The organism is Collinsella aerofaciens (genome assembly GCF_005844325.1).
Lineage (GTDB): Bacteria > Actinomycetota > Coriobacteriia > Coriobacteriales > Coriobacteriaceae > Collinsella > Collinsella aerofaciens_G.
Genome location: NZ_SPFY01000033.1, coordinates 1 through 19,936, shown reverse-complemented (window position 1 = coordinate 19,936; position 19,936 = coordinate 1). Strand labels below are relative to the sequence as shown.

The 19,936-nt window shown below is 50.3% G+C and carries 16 protein-coding genes; 4 read left to right on the top strand and 12 right to left on the bottom strand.

The window, feature by feature from the left end; genetic code table 11:
* Positions 1-448 (bottom strand): sugar nucleotidyltransferase (locus FGQ61_RS08670; protein ID WP_171021567.1); only part of this gene is annotated, 448 nt, incomplete at its 3' end.
* A 139-nt stretch (positions 449-587) separates the two neighbouring features.
* Here FGQ61_RS08670 and FGQ61_RS08665 point away from each other — a divergent pair.
* Both FGQ61_RS08665 and FGQ61_RS08660 read left to right on the top strand, forming a co-directional pair.
* Positions 588-1,781: a DUF4422 domain-containing protein gene (locus FGQ61_RS08665; protein ID WP_171021566.1), complete on the top strand. Its 1,194-nt coding sequence runs from the start codon at positions 588-590 to the stop codon at positions 1,779-1,781.
* A gap of 75 nt (positions 1,782-1,856) precedes the next feature.
* Positions 1,857-4,256 carry a glycosyltransferase family 2 protein gene (locus FGQ61_RS08660; RefSeq protein WP_138375248.1) on the top strand — a complete coding sequence of 800 codons (2,400 nt, stop codon included), beginning with the start codon at positions 1,857-1,859 and terminating at the stop codon, positions 4,254-4,256.
* A 78-nt stretch (positions 4,257-4,334) separates the two neighbouring features.
* Here the strand turns inward: FGQ61_RS08660 and FGQ61_RS08655 are convergent, their stop codons facing one another.
* The 10 genes from FGQ61_RS08655 to FGQ61_RS08610 all read right to left on the bottom strand — a co-directional run bounded on the left by FGQ61_RS08655 (position 4,335) and on the right by FGQ61_RS08610 (position 18,077).
* Positions 4,335-6,518, bottom strand: coding sequence for a DUF7657 domain-containing protein (locus FGQ61_RS08655; RefSeq protein ID WP_138375247.1), 2,184 nt, complete (start codon positions 6,516-6,518; stop codon positions 4,335-4,337).
* 25 nt (positions 6,519-6,543) lie between these two features.
* A complete protein-coding gene (locus FGQ61_RS08650) occupies positions 6,544-6,900 on the bottom strand; it encodes a DUF2304 domain-containing protein (protein WP_138375246.1) in 357 nt (118 codons plus the stop codon).
* Positions 6,897-7,610 (bottom strand): glycosyltransferase family 2 protein, encoded by a 714-nt coding sequence (locus FGQ61_RS08645; protein ID WP_212745461.1) that lies wholly within the window; start codon positions 7,608-7,610, stop codon positions 6,897-6,899. Before FGQ61_RS08645 ends, FGQ61_RS08650 begins: the two co-directional genes overlap by 4 nt.
* A gap of 26 nt (positions 7,611-7,636) precedes the next feature.
* A complete protein-coding gene (locus tag FGQ61_RS08640) occupies positions 7,637-8,896 on the bottom strand; it encodes a glycosyltransferase family 4 protein (RefSeq protein ID WP_138375245.1) in 1,260 nt (419 codons plus the stop codon).
* Positions 8,878-10,053 carry a non-hydrolyzing UDP-N-acetylglucosamine 2-epimerase gene (gene wecB / locus FGQ61_RS08635; protein WP_138375244.1) on the bottom strand — a complete coding sequence of 392 codons (1,176 nt, stop codon included), beginning with the start codon at positions 10,051-10,053 and terminating at the stop codon, positions 8,878-8,880. Before wecB ends, FGQ61_RS08640 begins: the two co-directional genes overlap by 19 nt.
* 20 nt (positions 10,054-10,073) lie before the next feature.
* Complete coding sequence (locus FGQ61_RS08630; RefSeq protein ID WP_138375243.1) at positions 10,074-11,138, bottom strand: glycosyltransferase; 1,065 nt, start codon at positions 11,136-11,138, stop codon at positions 10,074-10,076.
* Between the two features lie 59 nt (positions 11,139-11,197).
* On the bottom strand, positions 11,198-12,415 hold the full coding sequence (locus tag FGQ61_RS08625) for a polysaccharide biosynthesis C-terminal domain-containing protein (protein ID WP_138375242.1): 1,218 nt from the start codon (positions 12,413-12,415) through the stop codon (positions 11,198-11,200).
* A 1-nt stretch (position 12,416) separates the two neighbouring features.
* Entirely contained in the window at positions 12,417-13,472 is a 1,056-nt protein-coding gene (locus tag FGQ61_RS08620) for a polysaccharide biosynthesis protein (protein ID WP_138375241.1), read from the bottom strand.
* A gap of 230 nt (positions 13,473-13,702) precedes the next feature.
* A complete protein-coding gene (locus tag FGQ61_RS08615; protein WP_138375240.1) occupies positions 13,703-14,923 on the bottom strand; it encodes a lipopolysaccharide biosynthesis protein in 1,221 nt (406 codons plus the stop codon).
* A gap of 43 nt (positions 14,924-14,966) precedes the next feature.
* Positions 14,967-18,077, bottom strand: a complete 3,111-nt coding sequence (locus tag FGQ61_RS08610; protein ID WP_138375239.1) for an N-acetylmuramoyl-L-alanine amidase family protein — start codon at positions 18,075-18,077, stop codon at positions 14,967-14,969.
* A 306-nt stretch (positions 18,078-18,383) separates the two neighbouring features.
* Between FGQ61_RS08610 and FGQ61_RS08605 the strand changes: the two genes are divergently transcribed.
* The gene (locus FGQ61_RS08605) at positions 18,384-18,584 is read left to right on the top strand and encodes a hypothetical protein (RefSeq protein WP_138375238.1); all 201 of its coding nucleotides are present in this window, start codon (positions 18,384-18,386) and stop codon (positions 18,582-18,584) included.
* A gap of 252 nt (positions 18,585-18,836) precedes the next feature.
* Positions 18,837-19,325: an ATP-binding protein gene (locus FGQ61_RS09770; RefSeq protein ID WP_271737565.1), complete on the top strand. Its 489-nt coding sequence runs from the start codon at positions 18,837-18,839 to the stop codon at positions 19,323-19,325.
* A gap of 263 nt (positions 19,326-19,588) precedes the next feature.
* Here the strand turns inward: FGQ61_RS09770 and FGQ61_RS08595 are convergent.
* Positions 19,589-19,936 (bottom strand): ATP-binding protein (locus tag FGQ61_RS08595; RefSeq protein WP_171021564.1); only part of this gene is annotated, 348 nt, incomplete at its 5' end.

Sequence of the window (19,936 nt, the reverse complement as noted above, 5' to 3'; positions counted from 1 at the left end):
ACTCCACGACGCCGAAGCGCTCGGGGTCGTCCACGTGGTAGCCGAAGACCGTGGCCCTCCCCGACTCGGCGTTCTGGACGGCGCGCGTCAGGTGGCGCGAAAGTCCGTTGCCGTAGAAGATGTTGTCGCCGAGCACCAGGGCGCACGGCTCGCCGTCGATGAACTCCTCGCCGATGGTGAAGGCCTGGGCCAGGCCGTCCGGGCTCGGCTGCTCGGCGTAGGACAGGTTCACGCCGTAGCGCGAGCCGTCCCCGAGCAGGCGCTCGAAGTTGGGGAGGTCCGTCGGGGTGGAGATGACCAGGATGTCCCGGATGCCCGCCAGCATGAGGGTGGACAGCGGGTAGTAGATCATGGGCTTGTCGTAGACCGGCAGCAGCTGCTTGGAGGTCACGAGCGTGAGCGGGTACAGGCGTGTGCCGGACCCGCCGGCGAGGATAATGCCTTTCATGTAGTCCTCCGTGTCATTTAACTGATTTAGTTACGACTTATATAATAATCTCTATCGGTCATATCAATTAAAAATATATGAGCGATACCCATTGAACAGGCCATCTAATTGCCTCGGCACGGAAAGAGCGTCAGGAACAGTGAAGATTTACATCGCAGCGCATAAGCACTTTGACATTGATGCGCAAGCGCCGTATCAGCCGCTCTACGTTGGGTCAAGCTCCATTCCACCAGACAATCGTCAGGCTGGATGGCTGTACGACGATCAAGGCGATAATATTTCCCAGAAAAACAAACACTACTGCGAGCTTACCGGCCTCTATTGGATATGGAAGAATTCTCCTGAGTCGATAGTTGGGCTCACGCATTATCGAAGGGCGTTTGAGTCCCCCAATGACTCAAAGCAGATGCTCAAAGACTATGAAATTGAGAACATTCTTACTCATTATGACTGTACTGTTGCAGCCAAAGAACCCTGCACAAGCTCAATCGGGTGCAACTTAATCACTGTTGCTGAGCAGTATAGAATGATCCATTCTTCGACAGATCTGCTACAGGCAAGGGAAATCATCAGGACGAAATGCCCTGGCTACTTGGATGCTTTTGATAAAGCAATTTGCGAGGAGTGTTCTTTTTCGCCATGCAATATGTTTATTTGCAAAAAGGAGCTGATGGACCGATATTGTAAATGGCTTTTCAAAATCGAAAAACAACTTGAGAAGCGTATTGACTATATAAGTGGTCGCGATAGCTATCAACAAAGGATGCCTGGCTTTATCTCAGAACGACTGTTTAATGCCTTCCTTAAAAAGGAAGGCATTAAATGCTATGAATGCCACATCTTTAACCCAATTAATAAAGAGGCCCTCACGATCGATCAAAGCACGTGGCCTCGAAGGAGACCGCAACTTACATGCTCGTGCTCTACGAATGCCATATTTAACGGAGTAGACTATTCATCGGTATTTGATTGTTCCTTTTATGTAAATCATTACGAGGATCTATTCGATAGATATAAAGACGACCCCCTTGGAGCGCTGGAACATTTCATCGCAATCGGCATTAATGAAAATCGAGTTGCACATCCACATTTTTCTATCGGCTCTCTTCTGAATGGAAATCCAGATTTAAGAAGTAGGTGCAGCGCAAATCTCGAGGCAGCGCAAATGTATATAGCAAATCCTAAAGAATATATGCATCCAATTGGATATGAAAACATTCATCCGCAAGACGAGCAAAGCAATTCAACTATGGCCACATGGCATGAACGTCGAATAACAGCGGCGCGTATTCGGTACCAAGAAAGAATCGAGAGACTACCTGTACTGGATTAATTCAATGCAAGAATAAACCTGAGATCAAAGTGAAATAGTGCAGGCATCCTCAGTGCAACGGAAAGGTAAATTGAAATGAAAATTAGCATGGATTGTATTTGCCGTGGAAGCGGAAAGGTGTACGTTCTCCTAAAGAATGTTGAGATAGACGCATCAAATATTCAGGTGACAGCAGCGAAGAGCGAGGGAACGACAATACCAAGCTCTATCTATCCATACGAGTCAAATAAAAATCAATACGTCGTAGTTCTTCCCGACCTTGGAACTGGTGATTGCGATATTCAGATTAATGATTTGAGTGCGCGATGCGTCTACGATGTCATTAAAATCAGCTTTAGCACGGCAAAATGGGCGTCAAGATTAAACTATAAATTAAAGAATGATTTGTCCCATTCCATTAGGAACTATGACGATAAGCACGACTTGGATGTAGCAAGCATGCGTTTTCACGAGTTTATCGAAGATGGAGATGAGGCCATTCTTCGCTGCTCAGTAAAACTTCCTCAGCGCGAAGACAACAAAATAGCCATCAGCTGCTTCGATACCTCGATGAATCGTATTGAGATCGAGCCGATCACAACCGATGACATTACGATCCCCTTGTGGTTTGCTCCCAATAAAAAACGTCGCGAAATTCAATACTCGGTCCGAATCCCAAATAGCACAAATAGGCTTATCTTCACAATCGAAGACGACAACCACCCAAGCTTTAACAGCTTCGCTGTTGTGGACAACGAAGAGCTCGATAAGCTACGCATTTTAACCACATCGAAAATGAAACCTATTTCGATTGATCCATCTGCATATCCAAATTGGCTCGAGCAACACAAGGCAAGCTCGGCGATACTCGAAAAACAATCGATGGTTACCTTCAAGGAAATGCCTTTGTTTAGCATCGTCGTTCCCCTATTCAACACACCCGAAAATCTGTTCAGGGAAATGGTGGAATCGGTTCTTATACAGAGCTATGCAAACTGGGAGCTTGTGCTAGTCAATGCAAGCCCAGATAACAGTGCGCTTGCAGATATAATCGAAGCCGCTAAGATTAAAGACGCTCGCATTAAGGTGATAGAGCTAGCAAACAATGCCGGCATTTCCAAAAACACTCTTGCTGGGACAAAAGAAGCAAATGGAGATTTCATTTGCTTCTTAGACCACGACGATACTCTCGAGCCCTCGGCGCTTTATGAATATGCGCATGCAATTAATGCTGAAAACAATACTGATCTAATTTACTGCGACGAAGACAAACTGTTTGTCAATGGCAGCTATGGCGATCCGTTCTTTAAGCCAGATTTAAGCATCGATTTGCTGCGAAGCGTTAATTATATTTGCCATTTCCTTGCAATCAGAAAAACGCTATTCGATTCTCTCGGGTACGGCGACGAACAGTACGATGGAGCCCAAGACCACGACTTAACGCTTAAGGCAATCGAAAAAGCACGGCATGTGGTGCACGTGGCTAAAATCCTGTATCACTGGAGAATTAGCGAGAACTCAACTGCAGGTGACCCGAACTCAAAGCTATATGCATGGGATGCTGGCGTCAAAGCTGTACAGGCCCATTTGGACAGGCTTGGAATTGCAGCGAAAGTTTACCGCGGAAACGACCCCTTCACTTATAAAGTTGCCTATGCAGTTCCGGAAAGTCATCCACTTGTTTCAATTGTTATTCCAACAAAGGACCATCCCACAGTTCTCGATACGTGCATTAAGTCGATCATAGAACGCTCAACGTACGATAACTACGAAATCATCATTATCGAAAACAACAGCGAGAACCAAGAAACATTCGAGTACTACTCAGAATTGGAGAAAAGCTATCCCGATACGATTCGCATCGAATATTGGGATGCGGAATTTAATTTCTCAAAACTGATGAACTTTGGCGCTAGCAAAGCAAAGGGCGATTATCTTCTCTTGTTAAACAACGATACAGAAGTTATAACCCCAAACTGGATCGAAAACATGCTGGGCATTTGTTCGCGAAAAGAAGTTGGCATTGTTGGTGCAAGACTTTTCTACAGCGATAATACTCTGCAACATGCAGGCGTCGGCATCGGAGGGATTGGAGCCGGCCACCTCGGAAAAGACTACCCCAGAGGTAAATGGGGCTACTTCAATCTATGCGATCGTACACAAGATTTAAGTGCCGTGACCGCAGCATGCCTCATGACAAAGAGAGCTGTTTTCGACGAAGTCGGCGGCTTTAGAGAAGAATTGGCTGTCGCCTTTAATGATGTTGACTATTGCCTCAAAGTGAGGAGTCACAATTATTTGGTTGTATATACACCCGATACTGAGCTGTATCATTACGAGTCGTTATCACGAGGCTATGAGATCAGCGATGAAAAGAAAATGAGGTTCCATCGGGAATACTCATTGCTCAACTACCTATGGCCAGAGTACTACGTGAAAGGCGATCCGTATATAAACATAAATATCGTCAGTGGAAATCTGTATTATCAAATATAAAAGTGTCATGACGCTTAACTCATGAGCACGTAAAGAATGGAGAATGGGGCTGCCGGTTAACCGACAGCCCCATTCTTCCTAATAGGTTATTTCATATAGAACGAATCCGTTTGCTGAACCTAATTGCGTAATCCGCAGTTGATCAGATGAAAACTCCGTCAAATCCCTACTAGACAAAACGTACTTCACATTAAGCTGTCTTAGATTATCTTCAGTCAAATTAACTGTGAAGAGATCATCCTGAGTGGAATTAAAAGACGTAGACGGAGTGAATACATTTGCAATGATATGAGCATACCTATTGTATGCGTACTCATTCTCGTTATTATCATCGATAGAATTCCAACGCGCCAGATCAGGATAAGCATTGGTCGAGTTAATTACAGGCGCTCCATACGCAGCGCAAAGATTGGCAACTGTCCAAGAACCATCGACAACCCATTTAACTGAATAATCATCCTTGTCAGCGAACTGATCAACAAGAGACGCCAACTCCGTTTCGGTAAGCGGAGCTGCACCAATTTGTATTGGATTGATACAGCAACCAGGAATTACACCGAAGCAAATAGCAAATGCGACAAATAAACCAATGCAGTTTTTACCAAGGATAAATGCGCTGAACAAAAGGCAGGAAACTGCACAAAGCAATATCAGCATCAAAAGATACAATTTCCTTGCGACAAGATACTTGGCGGAAAGAAGAATATAAATCTGGAATACTGAACTTAAACAGATTCCAATCACTAGCAAAACCAACAAAGAACTAATTTGGCTATTAGCCTCTTGGAATTCTTTGGCTTTTTTAACAGATATCAAGAAAAGAAGAAGCTCTAAGTACCCAATAGGAAATAAAAGCCGCAGAACAGGTACGTTATACATCAAGGTAATTCGGGATAAAAATGACGGGAAGCCAACGAAGGCAAAAAGAAGGAAAAATAACTGAAGGACTAGTAGTGCAATTAAATGCCAATCTCGCTTTTTGATGATACAGGACAGAGACGCAAGAGTCCCAAGAGGGAAAAAGCAGAGAATGGTGGCAATTTCACATTCATTTGAAACCAAAGGCGTATCAAAAGCATAAAAAAGAGAAAGCGCATTCGAAAAAAGTTCGGGAAGCCCGCTTCCTCCGGTTTCAAAGCGCGCGCCCGGATAAACCGTATTAACAACAGATGCCATTGCTTCAGAGGACTGGAAAAAAGCTAAAAATACAAGTCCTGCCGAAACCAGCAAACAGAAGATCGAAGTTAAAGTGTCACTAATTGACCACGCAAGCACCGAACGGTACTCGCCAGACTTAAGGATTCGACAATAATCAATTGCCCTGAAAACTCCCATGAGGGCAAAAATGTAGAAAAAAGGAACCATCCAAGCGGGATACATGAGCATTATGTAACAACCGCATAACCATGCAATAGCAACAATCGCAATGACTCTAGTGCTCCTTTTACGAGTAAAGAGCGTCTTATCTAATAACAAAACAAGGGCTTGACCGTAAAGAACCACCTCGCCTGTACCCCACCACTGAATCAGCGGCGAAAAACAAAGCAATATTGAAAAGAGCAAACTGAGTGGCTTTGATTTAATCATGAGGAAAGCGCAGTCAAAGGAAACCAGGACCATAATGCATAGCTTCATGGACCAAGCAAACGCTAAACCCGATTCAAAACCAAATACCAAATAGCCCCAAAGCACTGGACGAAATAACGAAATTACACTCCAGCAGGCAGCACCATAAACCATCCGGACATCTGTTATATCTCCTCTTAAGATTTCCGAAATTGGCGCATAATCATTATGAGACTGAGACAATTGAAATAAAGTACCGACTGAAAACTCATCGCTTCGAAGAGACCTAGGTATACCCCAGATGGGAGTCCCGGCGTTCTCAGGAAGCATAATGCTCCACATGCCAAGCGATGAGCCGCTGACTTTAAACACCACCGCAAGCATTGCGACAGAAATACCGATTATCCATCGATATTTATATATAAAATCGCTTTTATACTCGATCAGCTTGATTGCTGAGAATAAAAACGCAACGGTCAATCCACCGATGATGAGAACAGACATACCGTTATTGAGCAGCGAGCTAGCAGTTGTAACACCGATCTTTCCGTAGAAGCTACAAACATAGTTAACAAATAAAGATAAGTAAATAAGCGCAAACAAAAAAGATAGCGCAAAACAAGCAGCCCGATAAAGATGAAAATTATCGTTATGCAAATTATTGCTTCGGTCTTCTGAGGTAAGGTACTTATTCATACGAGTTATTAAACTCCATCTTTATCTAACCCTGCTGGTTGCGCAAAGTATCGTTCTCATTTTCAAGAATCGCAATGCGTTGAGTTAAGTTTTTACAAGCCGTAACGAGTCTGCTGATCGCAATACTGAGAGATAGAGAAATCATCAATAAAAGTACTACTGCGACGAGAAAGGCGAAATTCGAAGGACTGATAAACCCAATACAATCTGAAATTCGATAAATCAACTCCGGAAAGCAAACGCTAAATAATGCCACCACGCACAGGCAGAGCCATAGTAACGAGTACTTTAAAAGAAGCTTTCCTTTGCCGACTAAAGAAACGACATAAAAGAATAGACCACTAAAAATTACGCCAGCGCCCACGCGAATTATCATACTCATTGGTGAGCCGCCTTTCTATAAACAAAACAGGCCATGGAAATTGCGAGCGAAACTTTAATCATGTAATAAATTGATGAAAAGCCAGAAATAGATGACACTCCACCCTGTCTCTCACGCATAAGCACGGGAACCTCAACCACTGAAAGACCGGTTTTTAATGCTGCTGCAATAGATTCAGGCTCAGGGTAATCGTCTGGATAGTCCCTACAGAACAGGTCTATAGCCTTTTTACCGCACGCGCGAAATCCAGAAGTTGGATCTTTAATCGTTTTTCCGGTAAATAATCTCAACCAACCAGAAAGCCATCGGATACCTACTCTCCTTAAAAATGTTGATTGAAAGCCTTCTGTGGGCACGGCAAATCTGGAACCAATGGCTAAATCGGCACCATCAATAATTGGCTCGATTAAGCTCCCAATATAAGAAGGATCATGCTGACCATCACCGTCAACCTGAACATCAACGTCATAGCCTTGCCTGAGCGCATATTTATGACCGGCTTGAACGGCACCACCAATGCCTAAATTTTGCGGAAGATCAAGGACATTAAAGTCGTACTGACGACAGATAGATAGCGTATTATCGGTTGAGCCGTCATTCACAACAACATAATCATAGCCAGCCTCAACAACCGATGAAACAGTCTGAACAATATTGGCTTGCTCATTATAAGCAGGAATGATTACCAACACTCGCAACATGTCATCCATTAAAACCCCAACGATCCAGATTGGACCTAAATTGAAAATAAAACCTGCTTAATTTTATCCAAACAAACCTGTCTCGAAAAATGCTCACGATAATAATTGAAGCCATTAGATCCCAAAGCATCAATAGCGCCTTTTTTCATTGAACCAATTTTTACCATGTTGTTAGCAAGCGCATTTACATCTGAAGGATCGGAGACAAACCCGCATCTAGCAGAACGAACCGCATTGGCCCCTTCTCCGCGCATTACGGCAAGTATTGCCTTTGAAGAAGCCATACAGCTTGATATCTTGGCTGGAATAGTAAGCTCTAACTCAGGATTATCGGCAAATGGAGCAATCATTGCCGTTGCAATATCGGAGTACATGGGCACGACCTCGGGATCCACGCGCCCCAAAAACAAAACAGACTTATCAAGCCCCTTGCTTGAAACGAGCTTCTGCAGTTCTGCCCTAGACATGCCATCGCCAAGAATTAACAGCTTCATCTCGATAGAGTTCTCTGAAACTGCACGCGAGAATGCTTCAATAACCGTATCAAGCCCTTGGGCGGGGGTTATAGAACCAGCAAATAGGAAGACGCATTGATTTTTGAACTGAGATCTTAGTTCCGATGAGACTAGCTTTTGCTCGTAACTTTCCTCGCAATGTTGAGGTATTACGCCTATCGAAACATCCGAATTCAAAGGCTTGACTCTATGAAACAGGTTATCAGCCAAAGAGTCGCTCAAAGCAATCAGCTTATTGCAGGCCGCATACTGCTTGTCGCAAAAAGATTTGGCAAAAGACCTCAGAAAACTGCTTTGGACATTCAAGACTGTGTAAAGGTTCTCGGGCCAAATATCCAAGACATAAGTTACTAGAGGACATTTATTTCGCCATGCAGCAACCCTTGCAGGAATTACCATCAAAATAGGACTTGTGTTATAGCAAAATACAACGTCATACTTCTTTTTGAGCCTCATAGCTCTAAAAGAAGCAGTAATTGGCCAGCTAATATAGTTCAGAAAAATGCGTATCGAAGTATTACCCTTACGACGGATTTCACCAGATCGAAAAACGGACGCACCGAAATAATCGTCTCGGCGGTGACCGAAATAACCATATCCATCAGACCATTCGCCTGAAGGATAATTAGGGATGCCGCAGAGAACATCTACGCTTATTCCGTCTTCAACAAATCCCCTCACCAAGTCATTAATTCGAAAAGATTCCGGATAGAAATGCTGCGTAACAACAAGCATTTTCTTACCAGCACATGAGCTAGTCATTAAACGCTCTTCCTCCACACCATCTTGTCCACGACGCCGGTGTAGCTCTGGATGATCTTGACCACCTTGGTGGACACGGTCTCGTCGGCGTAATCGGGCACGGGCGCCTCGGGCAGCGACCCCTCCGCATCGAGCTCGACGGCGGTGTGGACGGCCTGGAGCAGGCCCCTCTCGGAGATGCCGGCGAGCGTGAAGCAGGCCTTGTCCAGCGCCTCGGGGCGCTCGGTGGAGGTGCGGATACACACCGCTGGGAACGGGCGGCCGACGCTCGCGAAGAAGCTGGACTCCTCGGGCAGGGTGCCGGAGTCGGAGACCACGGCGAAGGCGTTCATCTGCAGGCAGTTGTAGTCGTGGAACCCCATAGGCTCGTGCATGCGCACGCGCGGGTCCAGCTGGAAGCCGGTGGCCTCCAGGCGCTTGCGGGAGCGCGGGTGGCAGGAGTACAGGATCGGCATGTCGTATTTCTCGGCCAGCGCGTTGACCGCGGTGAACAGGCTCGTGAAGTTCGCCTCGGTGTCGATGTTCTCCTCGCGGTGTGCCGACAGCAGCATGTAGCGCCTGGGCTCCAGTCCGAGCTCGGAGAGGATATGGGACCCCTCGATCTTGTCAAGGTTGGCGCGCAGCACCTCGGCCATGGGCGAGCCCGTGACGTAGGTGCGCTCGGGTGCGCAGCCGGTGTCCTTGAGGTAGCGGCGTGCGTGCTCGGAGTAGGCCAGGTTGACGTCGGAGATCACGTCGACGATGCGTCGGTTGGTCTCCTCGGGCAGGCACTCGTCCTTGCAGCGGTTGCCCGCCTCCATGTGGAAGATGGGGATGTGCAGGCGCTTGGCCGCGATGGCGGACAGGCAGCTGTTGGTGTCGCCAAGGATCAGGAGCGCGTCGGGCCGCACCTGGACCATCAGCTTGTAGGAGGCCGCGATGATGTTGCCGACGGTCTCGCCCAGGTCCGCGCCAACGGCGTCCAGGTAGACGTCCGGATCGTCCAGCGACAGGTCGCGGAAGAAGATGCCGTTGAGCGTGTAGTCGTAGTTCTGGCCGGTGTGCGCCAGCAGGCAGTCGAAGTGGCGGCGGCACTTCTTGATGACCTCGGAAAGGCGAATGACCTCGGGGCGCGTGCCCACGATGATCAGGAGCTTCAGGCGGCCGTCGTCTTTAAAACAAATATTGGAATTCATAGGTTTCCTTAAAACAGAGTCTAGTATTTTGCCAACAGTAATGAGGCGGCCTGCACGTCACCACATTCAACAAGTTTCGAATCGTCCCTGTGCAAAGTCTCAGAGCATCCGCCGACATCGTAACAAACGACTGGCAGCCCACAAGCCTCAGCCTCAAGATTGACCGTAGGGTAGTTATCCTCGTATGTTGGATTGAATAGAACAGAGGCAGAACTATAAAGTGAGGCCAACTCTATCTGAGAGTCGGTTCGTGGAATACCGACGATCTCTGGCGGCAGCGCCCGCATCTGTTTGGCACTTAAACCAACGAGTACGATGGAATACTTGGAGCGATCAAGCCTGTCAGCGAGAGTATAAAAGTCTGATAACCCCTTGCGTTTTGACCATGGAGACGCAACACCTAAAATAATATTTCTAGAATCGAGACCGTATTTCTCTTTAACACTAGATACTTCGCCATTGGATCGCGGCCTGAATATATCGAGGTCAATCGTATTATGTGCAACTTCTATCGGATACTTTGACAAAAAGCTTGAAGCAACCAGTTCGGCCAACCATTTAGAAGGAGTGACAATTGTCAATCGGTCGGAAGGCAACGAAGTGAATAACGAACGTTTAGCCTCATAATTCCATTTGCATGAACCAGAATTGATAGTTGGAGGATATCCCATAAGCTGTGGACATTTCGTGGTACCGCAGCCGCTTTTCCATTGATTGCAGTCAGCATATGTGAAATACGGACAATGGCCGGTAAAAGCCCAACAGTCATGCAAAGTCCATACAACACGACAATCAGATATCGACAACCATTTAAATAGCCTATCAATATTCAAATAGTAACCATGAATGTTGTGCAAGTGAACCACATCAGGACCAAACTCATCAAGGCGATGAATCAACGCCTCGGTTTGCCTCACTGAATGAAAACCAATCTTCCCGTCAAGGAAAGTAAGTCCAACGTCGAGTATAAAATTAGCCGATGACCCAAAGCAGTACTCACTGGCACTACTTGCTGGCCTTCTTCTACCCCAGCAAGCAAGCGATTCGCATCCCTGATCTATAAGAGCAAAATGCTCCTTCATCATAATGCGCCCAGTGGATCCATTTGGAACGCTATTAATGTGAGCGTATCTGGTCAAAACCTCTAGACTTCCTCGTAGTAGGTGTCGGGGTTCTCGGGGTCAAAAGGCTCGTTGGCCCACATGACCGTCACGAGGTCCTCGGTGTCGGACAGGTTGGTGATGGAGTGCGTGTAGCCGGGAATCATCTCCACGGCGCGCATGTCCGAGCCAGAGACGACGTACTCGTCGACGGGGAACTGGTTGCCCTCGGCGTCCTCCCCCACCTTCCTCAGCTTGATGCTCGCGGTGCCGGAGACCACCAGGAACCTCTCCCACTTGCTCATGTGCCAGTGGTTGCCCTTGGTGATGCCGGGCTTCGAGACGTTGATGGAGACCTGGCCGCGCTCCGGCGTGCGCAGGAACTCGGTGAACGAGCCGCGGTCATCCACGTTCGGCTTGAGGCCGTAGGCGAAGTGCCCCGGCTCGTAGTAGGACAGGAACGTGCTCCAGAGCTTCTTGGAGAAGGAGCCCTCCGCCAGGTCGGGCACGGAAAGCGTCTCGCGGCTGTCGCGGAAGCACCCGAGCAGGTAGACGATCTCGCCCAGGGACTTCACGTCGGTCTGGGGGACGTAGCAGAAGTCCTCCCCCTCGACGCGCTCGAGGCCCTCGTAGCCGCAGCGGTGTTCCTCCCCCAGCAGGGCGCCCAGCATCTCGTCGACCAGGTCGTCGATGTAGAGGAGCTCCAGCTCGACCGAGGGGTCGTTCACGGTGTAGGGGCGGCCGTTGGCGATGGCGTCGCAGAAGGTCGCCACGGCGGAGTTGTAGCGAGGTCGGCACCACTTGCCGTAGAGGTTCGGGAAGCGGTAGATGAGGACAGGAGCGCCCGTGCGCTCCGAGTACTCGCGGAACAGGCCCTCCCCCGCGAGCTTGGACTCGCCGTAGACCGAGCCCTCGAAGCGGCCCGACAGGCTCGCCTGCGCGGAGCTGGACAGCATGACGGGGCACGTGTTGCCGTGGCGCTCGAGGGCGTCGAGCAGCGTGGAGGCGAACCCGAAGTTGCCCTCCATGAACTCGGACTGCTCCTTGGGGCGGTTGACGCCGGCCAGGTTGAACACGAAGTCGGCGCGGGAGCAGCAGTCATCGAGCTCCCCGGGCGTCGAGTCGATGTCGTACTCCATAATCTCGAGCGGGAGCAGGCCCGAGTATTTCTCGCGGCGGTCCTTGCCGTCCCTTATGTTCTTGAGGGCGCAGCAGAGGTTCCTGCCGACGAAGCCCCTGGCGCCGGTGACGAGTATGCGCACCCTACTGCACCGCCTCGTGCTCGCGGCCCTCGAGCGCCAGCTGCACGTACTCGGCGGTCTTGATCTTGGCGATGGTGCCCGCCACGTCGAGCCTCTCGGTGTTGTGGGAGGTATAGGACTCGTCGGCCTGGGTCTCCACCTCGCCGTCCACGACGAACTTGTCGTAGTTCAGGTCGCGCGAGTCGCAGGCGACGCGGTAGTAGCCGCCCATGTCCTCGGCGCGCAGGCGCTCCTCGCGGGTCATGAGGGTCTCGAAGAGCTTCTCGCCGTGGCGGGTGCCGATGACCTGGGTGCCCACGCGGCCGAAGACCTCCTGCACGGCCTCGGCGAGGTCGCCGATCGTGGAGGCCGGCGCCTTCTGGATGAACAGGTCGCCGGGGTTGGCGTGCTCGAAGGCGAACTGCACCAGGTCCACGGCCTCGTCCAGGTTCATGAGGAAGCGGGTCATGTTGGGGTCGGTGACGGTGAGCGGCTCGCCCTTGCGGATGCGGTCGATGAACAGCGGGATGACGCTGCCGCGCGAGCACATGACGTTGCCGTAGCGGGTGCAGCAGATGGTGGTGCGGCCGGCGCCGTTGCGGGCGTTGGCGTAGATGATCGACTCCATCATGGCCTTGGACTTGCCCATGGCGTTGATGGGGTAGGCGGCCTTGTCGGTGGACAGGCACACGACGCGGTCCACGCCCTCGTCGATGGCGGCATGCAGGACGTTGTCCGTGCCGATTACGTTGGTGCGCACGGCCTCCATGGGGAAGAACTCGCAGGAGGGAACCTGCTTGAGGGCGGCGGCGTGGAAGATGTAGTCCACGCCGTGCATGGCGTCGCGGACGCTCTGGGCGTCGCGGACGTCGCCGATGAAGAAGCGCACCTTGGACGCGAGCTCGGGGGACCTCTCCTGCAGGCGGTGGCGCATGTCGTCCTGCTTCTTCTCGTCGCGGGAGAAGATGCGGATCTCGGCTAGGTCGGTGTCCATGAAGTGTTTGAGCACGGTGTTGCCGAACGAGCCGGTGCCGCCCGTGATCATGAGGGTCTTGTCTTTGAATACGCTATCGCACATTTCAAGCTCCAATAAACAAAATTAAGGTGAATGAAACTTAAACAAATTTGAAGTTGTTGCTTAACCTACTAATACGTGTCTTATGCTAAACGAAAAGACGCCTGCTGGGCATAAATTAGAATTAAAAAGCGTTAATACCTGCGCCAGAACTGATAACCCCTCCATTGGCGTTAAAGAAGTCAATTCAGGTAGATATTAAGCACCGGCCGCACACTTTTATATCTAAGTATTTAGCGAATCTCTACTGCATTATTCCGAATAATGCAGGGAAGCATCGCGACACACCCGACAAAATAAGCAAGCGAAATTGCAATACTCGTTCCGTTAGGTCCAAACAAGTGAATCATTAAGCTGGAAAGAGGGACAACAACGATTAAAGCAACTAAATTACCAACAAGATTACCAACCATCTTTCTTTTAACAATTGTCAGGTCGGAAAAGAAACCGATAAACGCCGTAATCAGAGAGCTAATTACCGCACCGTACAGCAAAAAAGAATACTGATGAATTTGGTCACCGAAAAGTAGTCCCAACAAGTAGTCGCCGCAGATGAAACAAGCGAACAAAATAAGAATACACAAGACAAGGGCGCCAAGAATGACCTTCACCAACATGGTATTAAATGCTTTTTTATCCTCCGACTCACTAGCGCTCGCAAAAGCGCCGAGCAAAGGGGCATAGGCATTAGCAGCACCCGCCTGAACTATTGCCGCGGGAGAACACACCGAGGAATAAACACCCAACATTGATGCCCCCAATGCAGCAGCAAGTTCTTGACGCGAAACAGATGTAACTGCAGCGCAACAAAAAACCCCAACCGTAGCGGGAAGACACTTATAAAACAGTTCAGACATCGCCTTGAACCTAAAAGAAGGAACAATCGCATCGAAATTCGAAGCCCAACGTACATCAACAACCATTACAGGGAGAGACACCGCAATCATTAGAACGATGCTCAATACAAGAGAATGTGAGACATGCATTCCGGCACAAAACGCGAGAAGTGACAAAATGCCTCTCAGCAGCATCGAAATGCCACAATAAATCATATTTCCTGCTTTTTGATCAATGCCGTGGAACACATCGACCATCACTTCTATTGACTTATATATGCAATAGAAGTACACGGGGAGAAGGGAAGACTGCTGACAGGTAAAGAATGCATAAGGTAATACGAAAACAAACCCCAACACTATTGTGATTAGACGAAAACCAATGTATTCCCCCGAAGAATACTCACATGAAAGATCGGATACCTGAAAGGATCGAATCTTATATAAACCGATTGGAACAAATAGATTGCTGATTGTCATTGCCAAAGACAAATCACCTGCATAGTTAAAATCCGATGAAAGACGAACTACGGCAACTGTCGTTAACCACTGACAAGCAAGGTATGCAATCGAGCCAACGGTATTCCATGTGATGTTTTTCTTTAAATTGTCAGTCAAATTAACCCAATCGATTTAAAACTTTCAATCTACTTTTTAAAGCCTAACCAATAACCTCTTTGGCGATTGCATCAATGCTTTCGCCGTATCCAACACCCGGAACGGCCCATTTGCCATTTAAATCAACGGTTCTCGGAGCACAGCCACGACTGACATATTTAAAGCGAGCATCAATACACGGATTAATCAATGGCTCCGTTGAACCATACGCCTTTAGATGCTGAACCTGCGCCCGCAGTCCCTCACGGACAGATCCGAAGGTGTAGCCTGGGTTACCAGGTCCAGTGGCGCCAAGGCCTCCAAAATTGCACTGATTAGGCTGAACCAAATTTCCAAACTTCAAATATCCCGTTTCTTTCATCACCTGCCCATATAAAACTTCAGGTGAAACACCCTCCGACTGAGCCTCTTCATATAGAATTTTGCAGAAATCTATGATGTTCGACGCTCCCCTATCCGTGTAAACGGCTGAAGGGAATCCTTTTGGGCCCACGGTCTTTGTGAAATGATCAGCGGCATCTAGATAGGTTGAATAGGCGGACGACATAATAAAACCTTCGTATCCAGTCGCACTTGCACCATTACGCCCCTCCTTAATGCCACAATTTAAATAGTGGATGTAATAGCTCTTCAGGTTCTGCCCGAAAGCCTTCCTCAGGTCCGCATAACGATTTCGATAGCCATAAACGTCGAAGGAATCGCTCCCGCGACGGCCCTCCGCCATGCCGCAGCTGACGAAATGGCGCAGCACGGCAGCATCGTCAACGAACCTCAGACCACCCTTGACGGTTGTAAAGGCGCTCAGGACGTCTCCGTTGTTGGAGGTATAGAAGTCGAAATCGTAAACGGGGGAATAATCCGTACCGCCCTGCGAAGCGACGGCGCCCGCGAGGGAAGCGCAACCGGTCGCGATCCTGCCCTCAGCGCGACCGCTGCTGAGGTAATGACCATATAGAGCGGTGAGGTTGGCACCGAATGCGCGACGAAGGTCGGGGTATCTGTTGTAATAGCTCAGCACGTCGAAGGACTCGCTCCCGCGACGGCCCTCCGCCATGCCGCAGCTGACGAAATGGCGCAGCACGGCAGCATCGTCAACGAACCTCAGACCACCCTTGACGGTTGTAAAGGCGCTCAGGACGTCTCCGTTGTTGGAGGTATAGAAGTCGAAATCGTAAACGGGGGAATAATCCGTACCGCCCTGCGAAGCGACGGCGCCCGCGAGGGAAGCGCAACCGGTCGCGATCCTGCCCTCAGCGCGACCGCTGCTGAGGTAATGACTATATAGAGCGGTGAGGTTGGCACCGAATGCGCGACGAAGGTCGGGGTATCTGTTGTAATAGCTCAGCACGTCGAAGGACTCGCTCCCGCGACGGCCCTCCGCCATGCCGCAGCTGACGAAATGGCGCAGCACGGCAGCATCGTCAATCATTACAACGCCAGCGGGGCTTCGTTTAGAAAAAGCGTTGCGAATGTCTTCGTTATTCGATAGATAAAACGAGGGGTCGTAGACGGAAGAATAGTCAACGCCATTGATAGTCGTAGCGTATCCCTCAATCTTTGAGCATCCGGTCCCATGCCTTCCTTCTGCTTTTCCAGCTGTGACGTAATGCTCGTAGTACTTCACTAAATCAAAGCCAAAGGCAGCCCTTAAATCTGGATACTCATTAAAGTAGCTCTGTACGTCAAAAGAAGCAGAGCCGCGCCTACCTTCACTCATACCATAGTTAATAAAATGGTCTAGAGCTAATTCACTATTTCCAGCCGTAGCTTTGGCAACATCGGGATTATTCGACAAATAGTAATTAGCATCGAATACGGAAGAGTAATCGAGCCAAGTTGACTTAGGAAATTGCGCAATGATCGCATCGGCATCGGCCTCGCCAAGACGCCTGCAACCCTCATCGCTAAAATAATTCAATACGTCCCCCGCATCAGAAATAAAGCCATGCTCAATTAGAATGCCGGGAATACCTTGTTCGCGGGCGCAACGGATGACCGCAAACTCATCTCCAACTTCCATTTGGAATACACCGCGATAGCTGAGTCCCATAGAAGCGAGGTTGTTCATCACTTTATTCGCAAGCTCCACAGAAACTTGCGTGTAATCATATTCATTGGCAGTGGGCGCATATACCTCGGCGCCGTGAGCAACAGGCGAACCGGAATTGATATGGAAGCTAACAAAGGCCTGCGCGCCTTGACTCACGCATCGTTGGACACGATAAAGGTAATCATTTCCTGAGTAGCCACCGCTTTGCTCGCGAGCAAGAACGACTTTAAAGCCATACGCCTCAAGCTTATTCTTACAAGCAGCAACGATCTTCCAAGTTAGATCCGCCTCACTCTTTCCATTTCCCTGCGCACCAGGGTCGGTGCCGCCATGGCCAGCATCGAGGGCAATTATCCGAACGTTTTTTCGCGCCGAGCGCGCAGCATAGGTAGAAATGCCGTCCGGTGAATCGGCACACTCCAACGCCTGCTTGATCGATTGGGCCTCAACGGCATTGCCATCGCCGTCTGCATAGTAAACGGAAGTGCCTTCGCAATTAGCAGTGCCGTCAACAACCGTAAAAGAATAATCTCTGTCAGAGAGATTAATCTCATGTTCAGTACCATCGCCCTGCAGAACATAGGTTATTGAAGTAAGAAAGTATGTATTGAGTTCTAGCTCCGAGCCAAATGTAAATGCAGCAGAATTAGCATCCTGTGCGGAAGCGTCAACAGCCCCCTGAACTCCATTGGCGCTCACATAGTTAAGTGTCGCGGAAGCGATAGTATCGCTGTCATTAGGAGTCGCAAACGCGACGACTTGGTCAGTCCCACTGATAAGGTTCGGGTAGGCAAGATATATATATTGAAAAGGAGAATCAGCCGATTCGGTTTGCGGCTCAGTCGAAGAAGCATCTACACCGAAATCCTCATCAGCTGGCTCGTCAACGTCCGTCGGCAACGACTGCTCGACATCCATGTCTCCGTCGGCAACGCCCTCGTCGCGTGAAGCTACACCATCGTCTGCGGACACAGCATCTGATGAAATATCCTCAGCTTGCACGCTATTCGCAGCATAAGCAGCGGCTACAGGACTCATCAAGGGTGAAATCGTTAAAAGAGCAGCTAAAGAAAACGCTGTTGAGGCACGCAATGCCTTTTTCATATCGTATCCCCCATCACAAATAATGATACTAAGGGTAGATTATCTTACAATCTCCCCCGCATCGGAAGTCCAGTTATTCAAAGCATGGGAATTGTTCTAAAAGCAGATGGACACCTGCCCTTATAAAAAGTAGCAGGCGTACTCAGCAAGCTTTTTTTCGTCTCTAACAGTTTAGATAACAGGTGATGATTCGGGGACCGGAAGGTTCCCGAATGTTATGCTCTTCCCAGCCAAACAAAGAATCCGCCCGAGCGCCCACCCGGATCTTTGTTTGGCGACAATCCCTCCGGGTGGGCGCTCGGGCGGATGGGAAAGATCCATATGGAAAGAGCGAACCCCTTCAGGGCGCTCGTGGCGGGCCTCACCGCCGACGAGTTCCTGCTGCTCAGAGAAGCCGTCGGCGAGAGGCACTGCCGCAACGAGGTCGGGGTCGGCACGCTCGCCGTGGCCGCCGCGGCATACTGGCCGGACCCGGGGTGCCCGGAGTGCGGCGCCGAGGGCGCCTGAAGGGACAGGTCCACCGCAGCAGGAGTACCGAGGTGGCGCTGCCGCTGCTGCGGCAGGAGATTCAACTCCCTCACCGGGACCGTCCTCGAGCACTGCAGAAAGCCGCTCCTCGCCTGAGTCTCCTTCATCAGGCTCATGCGCCACAACGTCCCCGTCGAGTGCGCGGCCGATCTGTGCGGCGTCAACCACAAGACCGCCTTCGAGTGGCGGCACCGTGCGCTCACCACGGCGTCCGGCTGCCGGGACCGAATCATGATGCGCGACACCGTCTGGGTTGACGAGATCTGCATCAGCGACACCGACCTCTCCAAGGGCTACGGGCAAGCCCTCAAGCGCGGCCTCTCCCGCCAGGAGCTCTGCACCTGCGTCACCATCGATATCCACAAGAACCCCGTCGCGGTCGTCTGCGGCCACGGGAAGCCCAGTTCGGCGCGCGTGAGGGATGCCATGGGCGGCAGGATAGCGCCGGGATCGCTACTGATTCACGACCTCGAATGGGCCCACGTCGTGTCCCGCCGCTCGACGCGGGACGGCGCGAGGCCCCTCTTCCAGGTCTTCGCCGACGCCCACGAGAGGCAGTCGGCGGTGATCACCACGAACCTGGAGTTCAGCAGGTGGGGATCGGCATTCGGCGACGACCAGATGTCCGCCGTCATAGACTACATCGTCCACCACGGAAGGCTCGTCCAGTTCCGCAGGGAGTCCTGCAACGTGCGTCACGCCCTCATGCAGGAGGGGTAAATGCCTCAAAAAGGGCGCGCACGACCGGAGCGCGCCCAGCTCAAATCCCGATGCTCTTTTTACTCAAATCCTCTTGACGAAACACGCCAGATTCCCGGCGTCAGCTACGAGAATACCCGGGCCAATCAACGGCAGCACCCGATCAGCATTAAGAATTGTTAGCGCCGGAATAATTTAGCCAAATATAGTCGGCCGAGATTGACCAATCCCGGCCGACCCATTTTAGCCAACACGCCCGCATCTATGACTTTCCTATCGCATTCCTACATCCCCTCGGGCTGGATCCCCCTCACCTTCACCGCCTGGGGGACGGCCTCCACCGAGTAGGTGTCAAGCTCCCTGCCGCGGTAGCTCGGGCCCCGCATCACGAACACCGACGCCTTGTCGAACAGCCTGTCGAGGGCGCAGAGGAGCGTGTCGTCGCCCGTGAAGAACTCATCCCACCCGCTCGGGGCGATGTTGCTCGTGAGGACCATCGCGTTCGGCCCCTCCTTCTCGTAGCGCCTGTCGACGACATCGAAGAACAGGTCGGTGCACGGCCTGTCGTAGACGCATCTGTTAGCGTCAATATAATTTTCACCATTTCCACCAACGCATTTTCGCCAATCGCG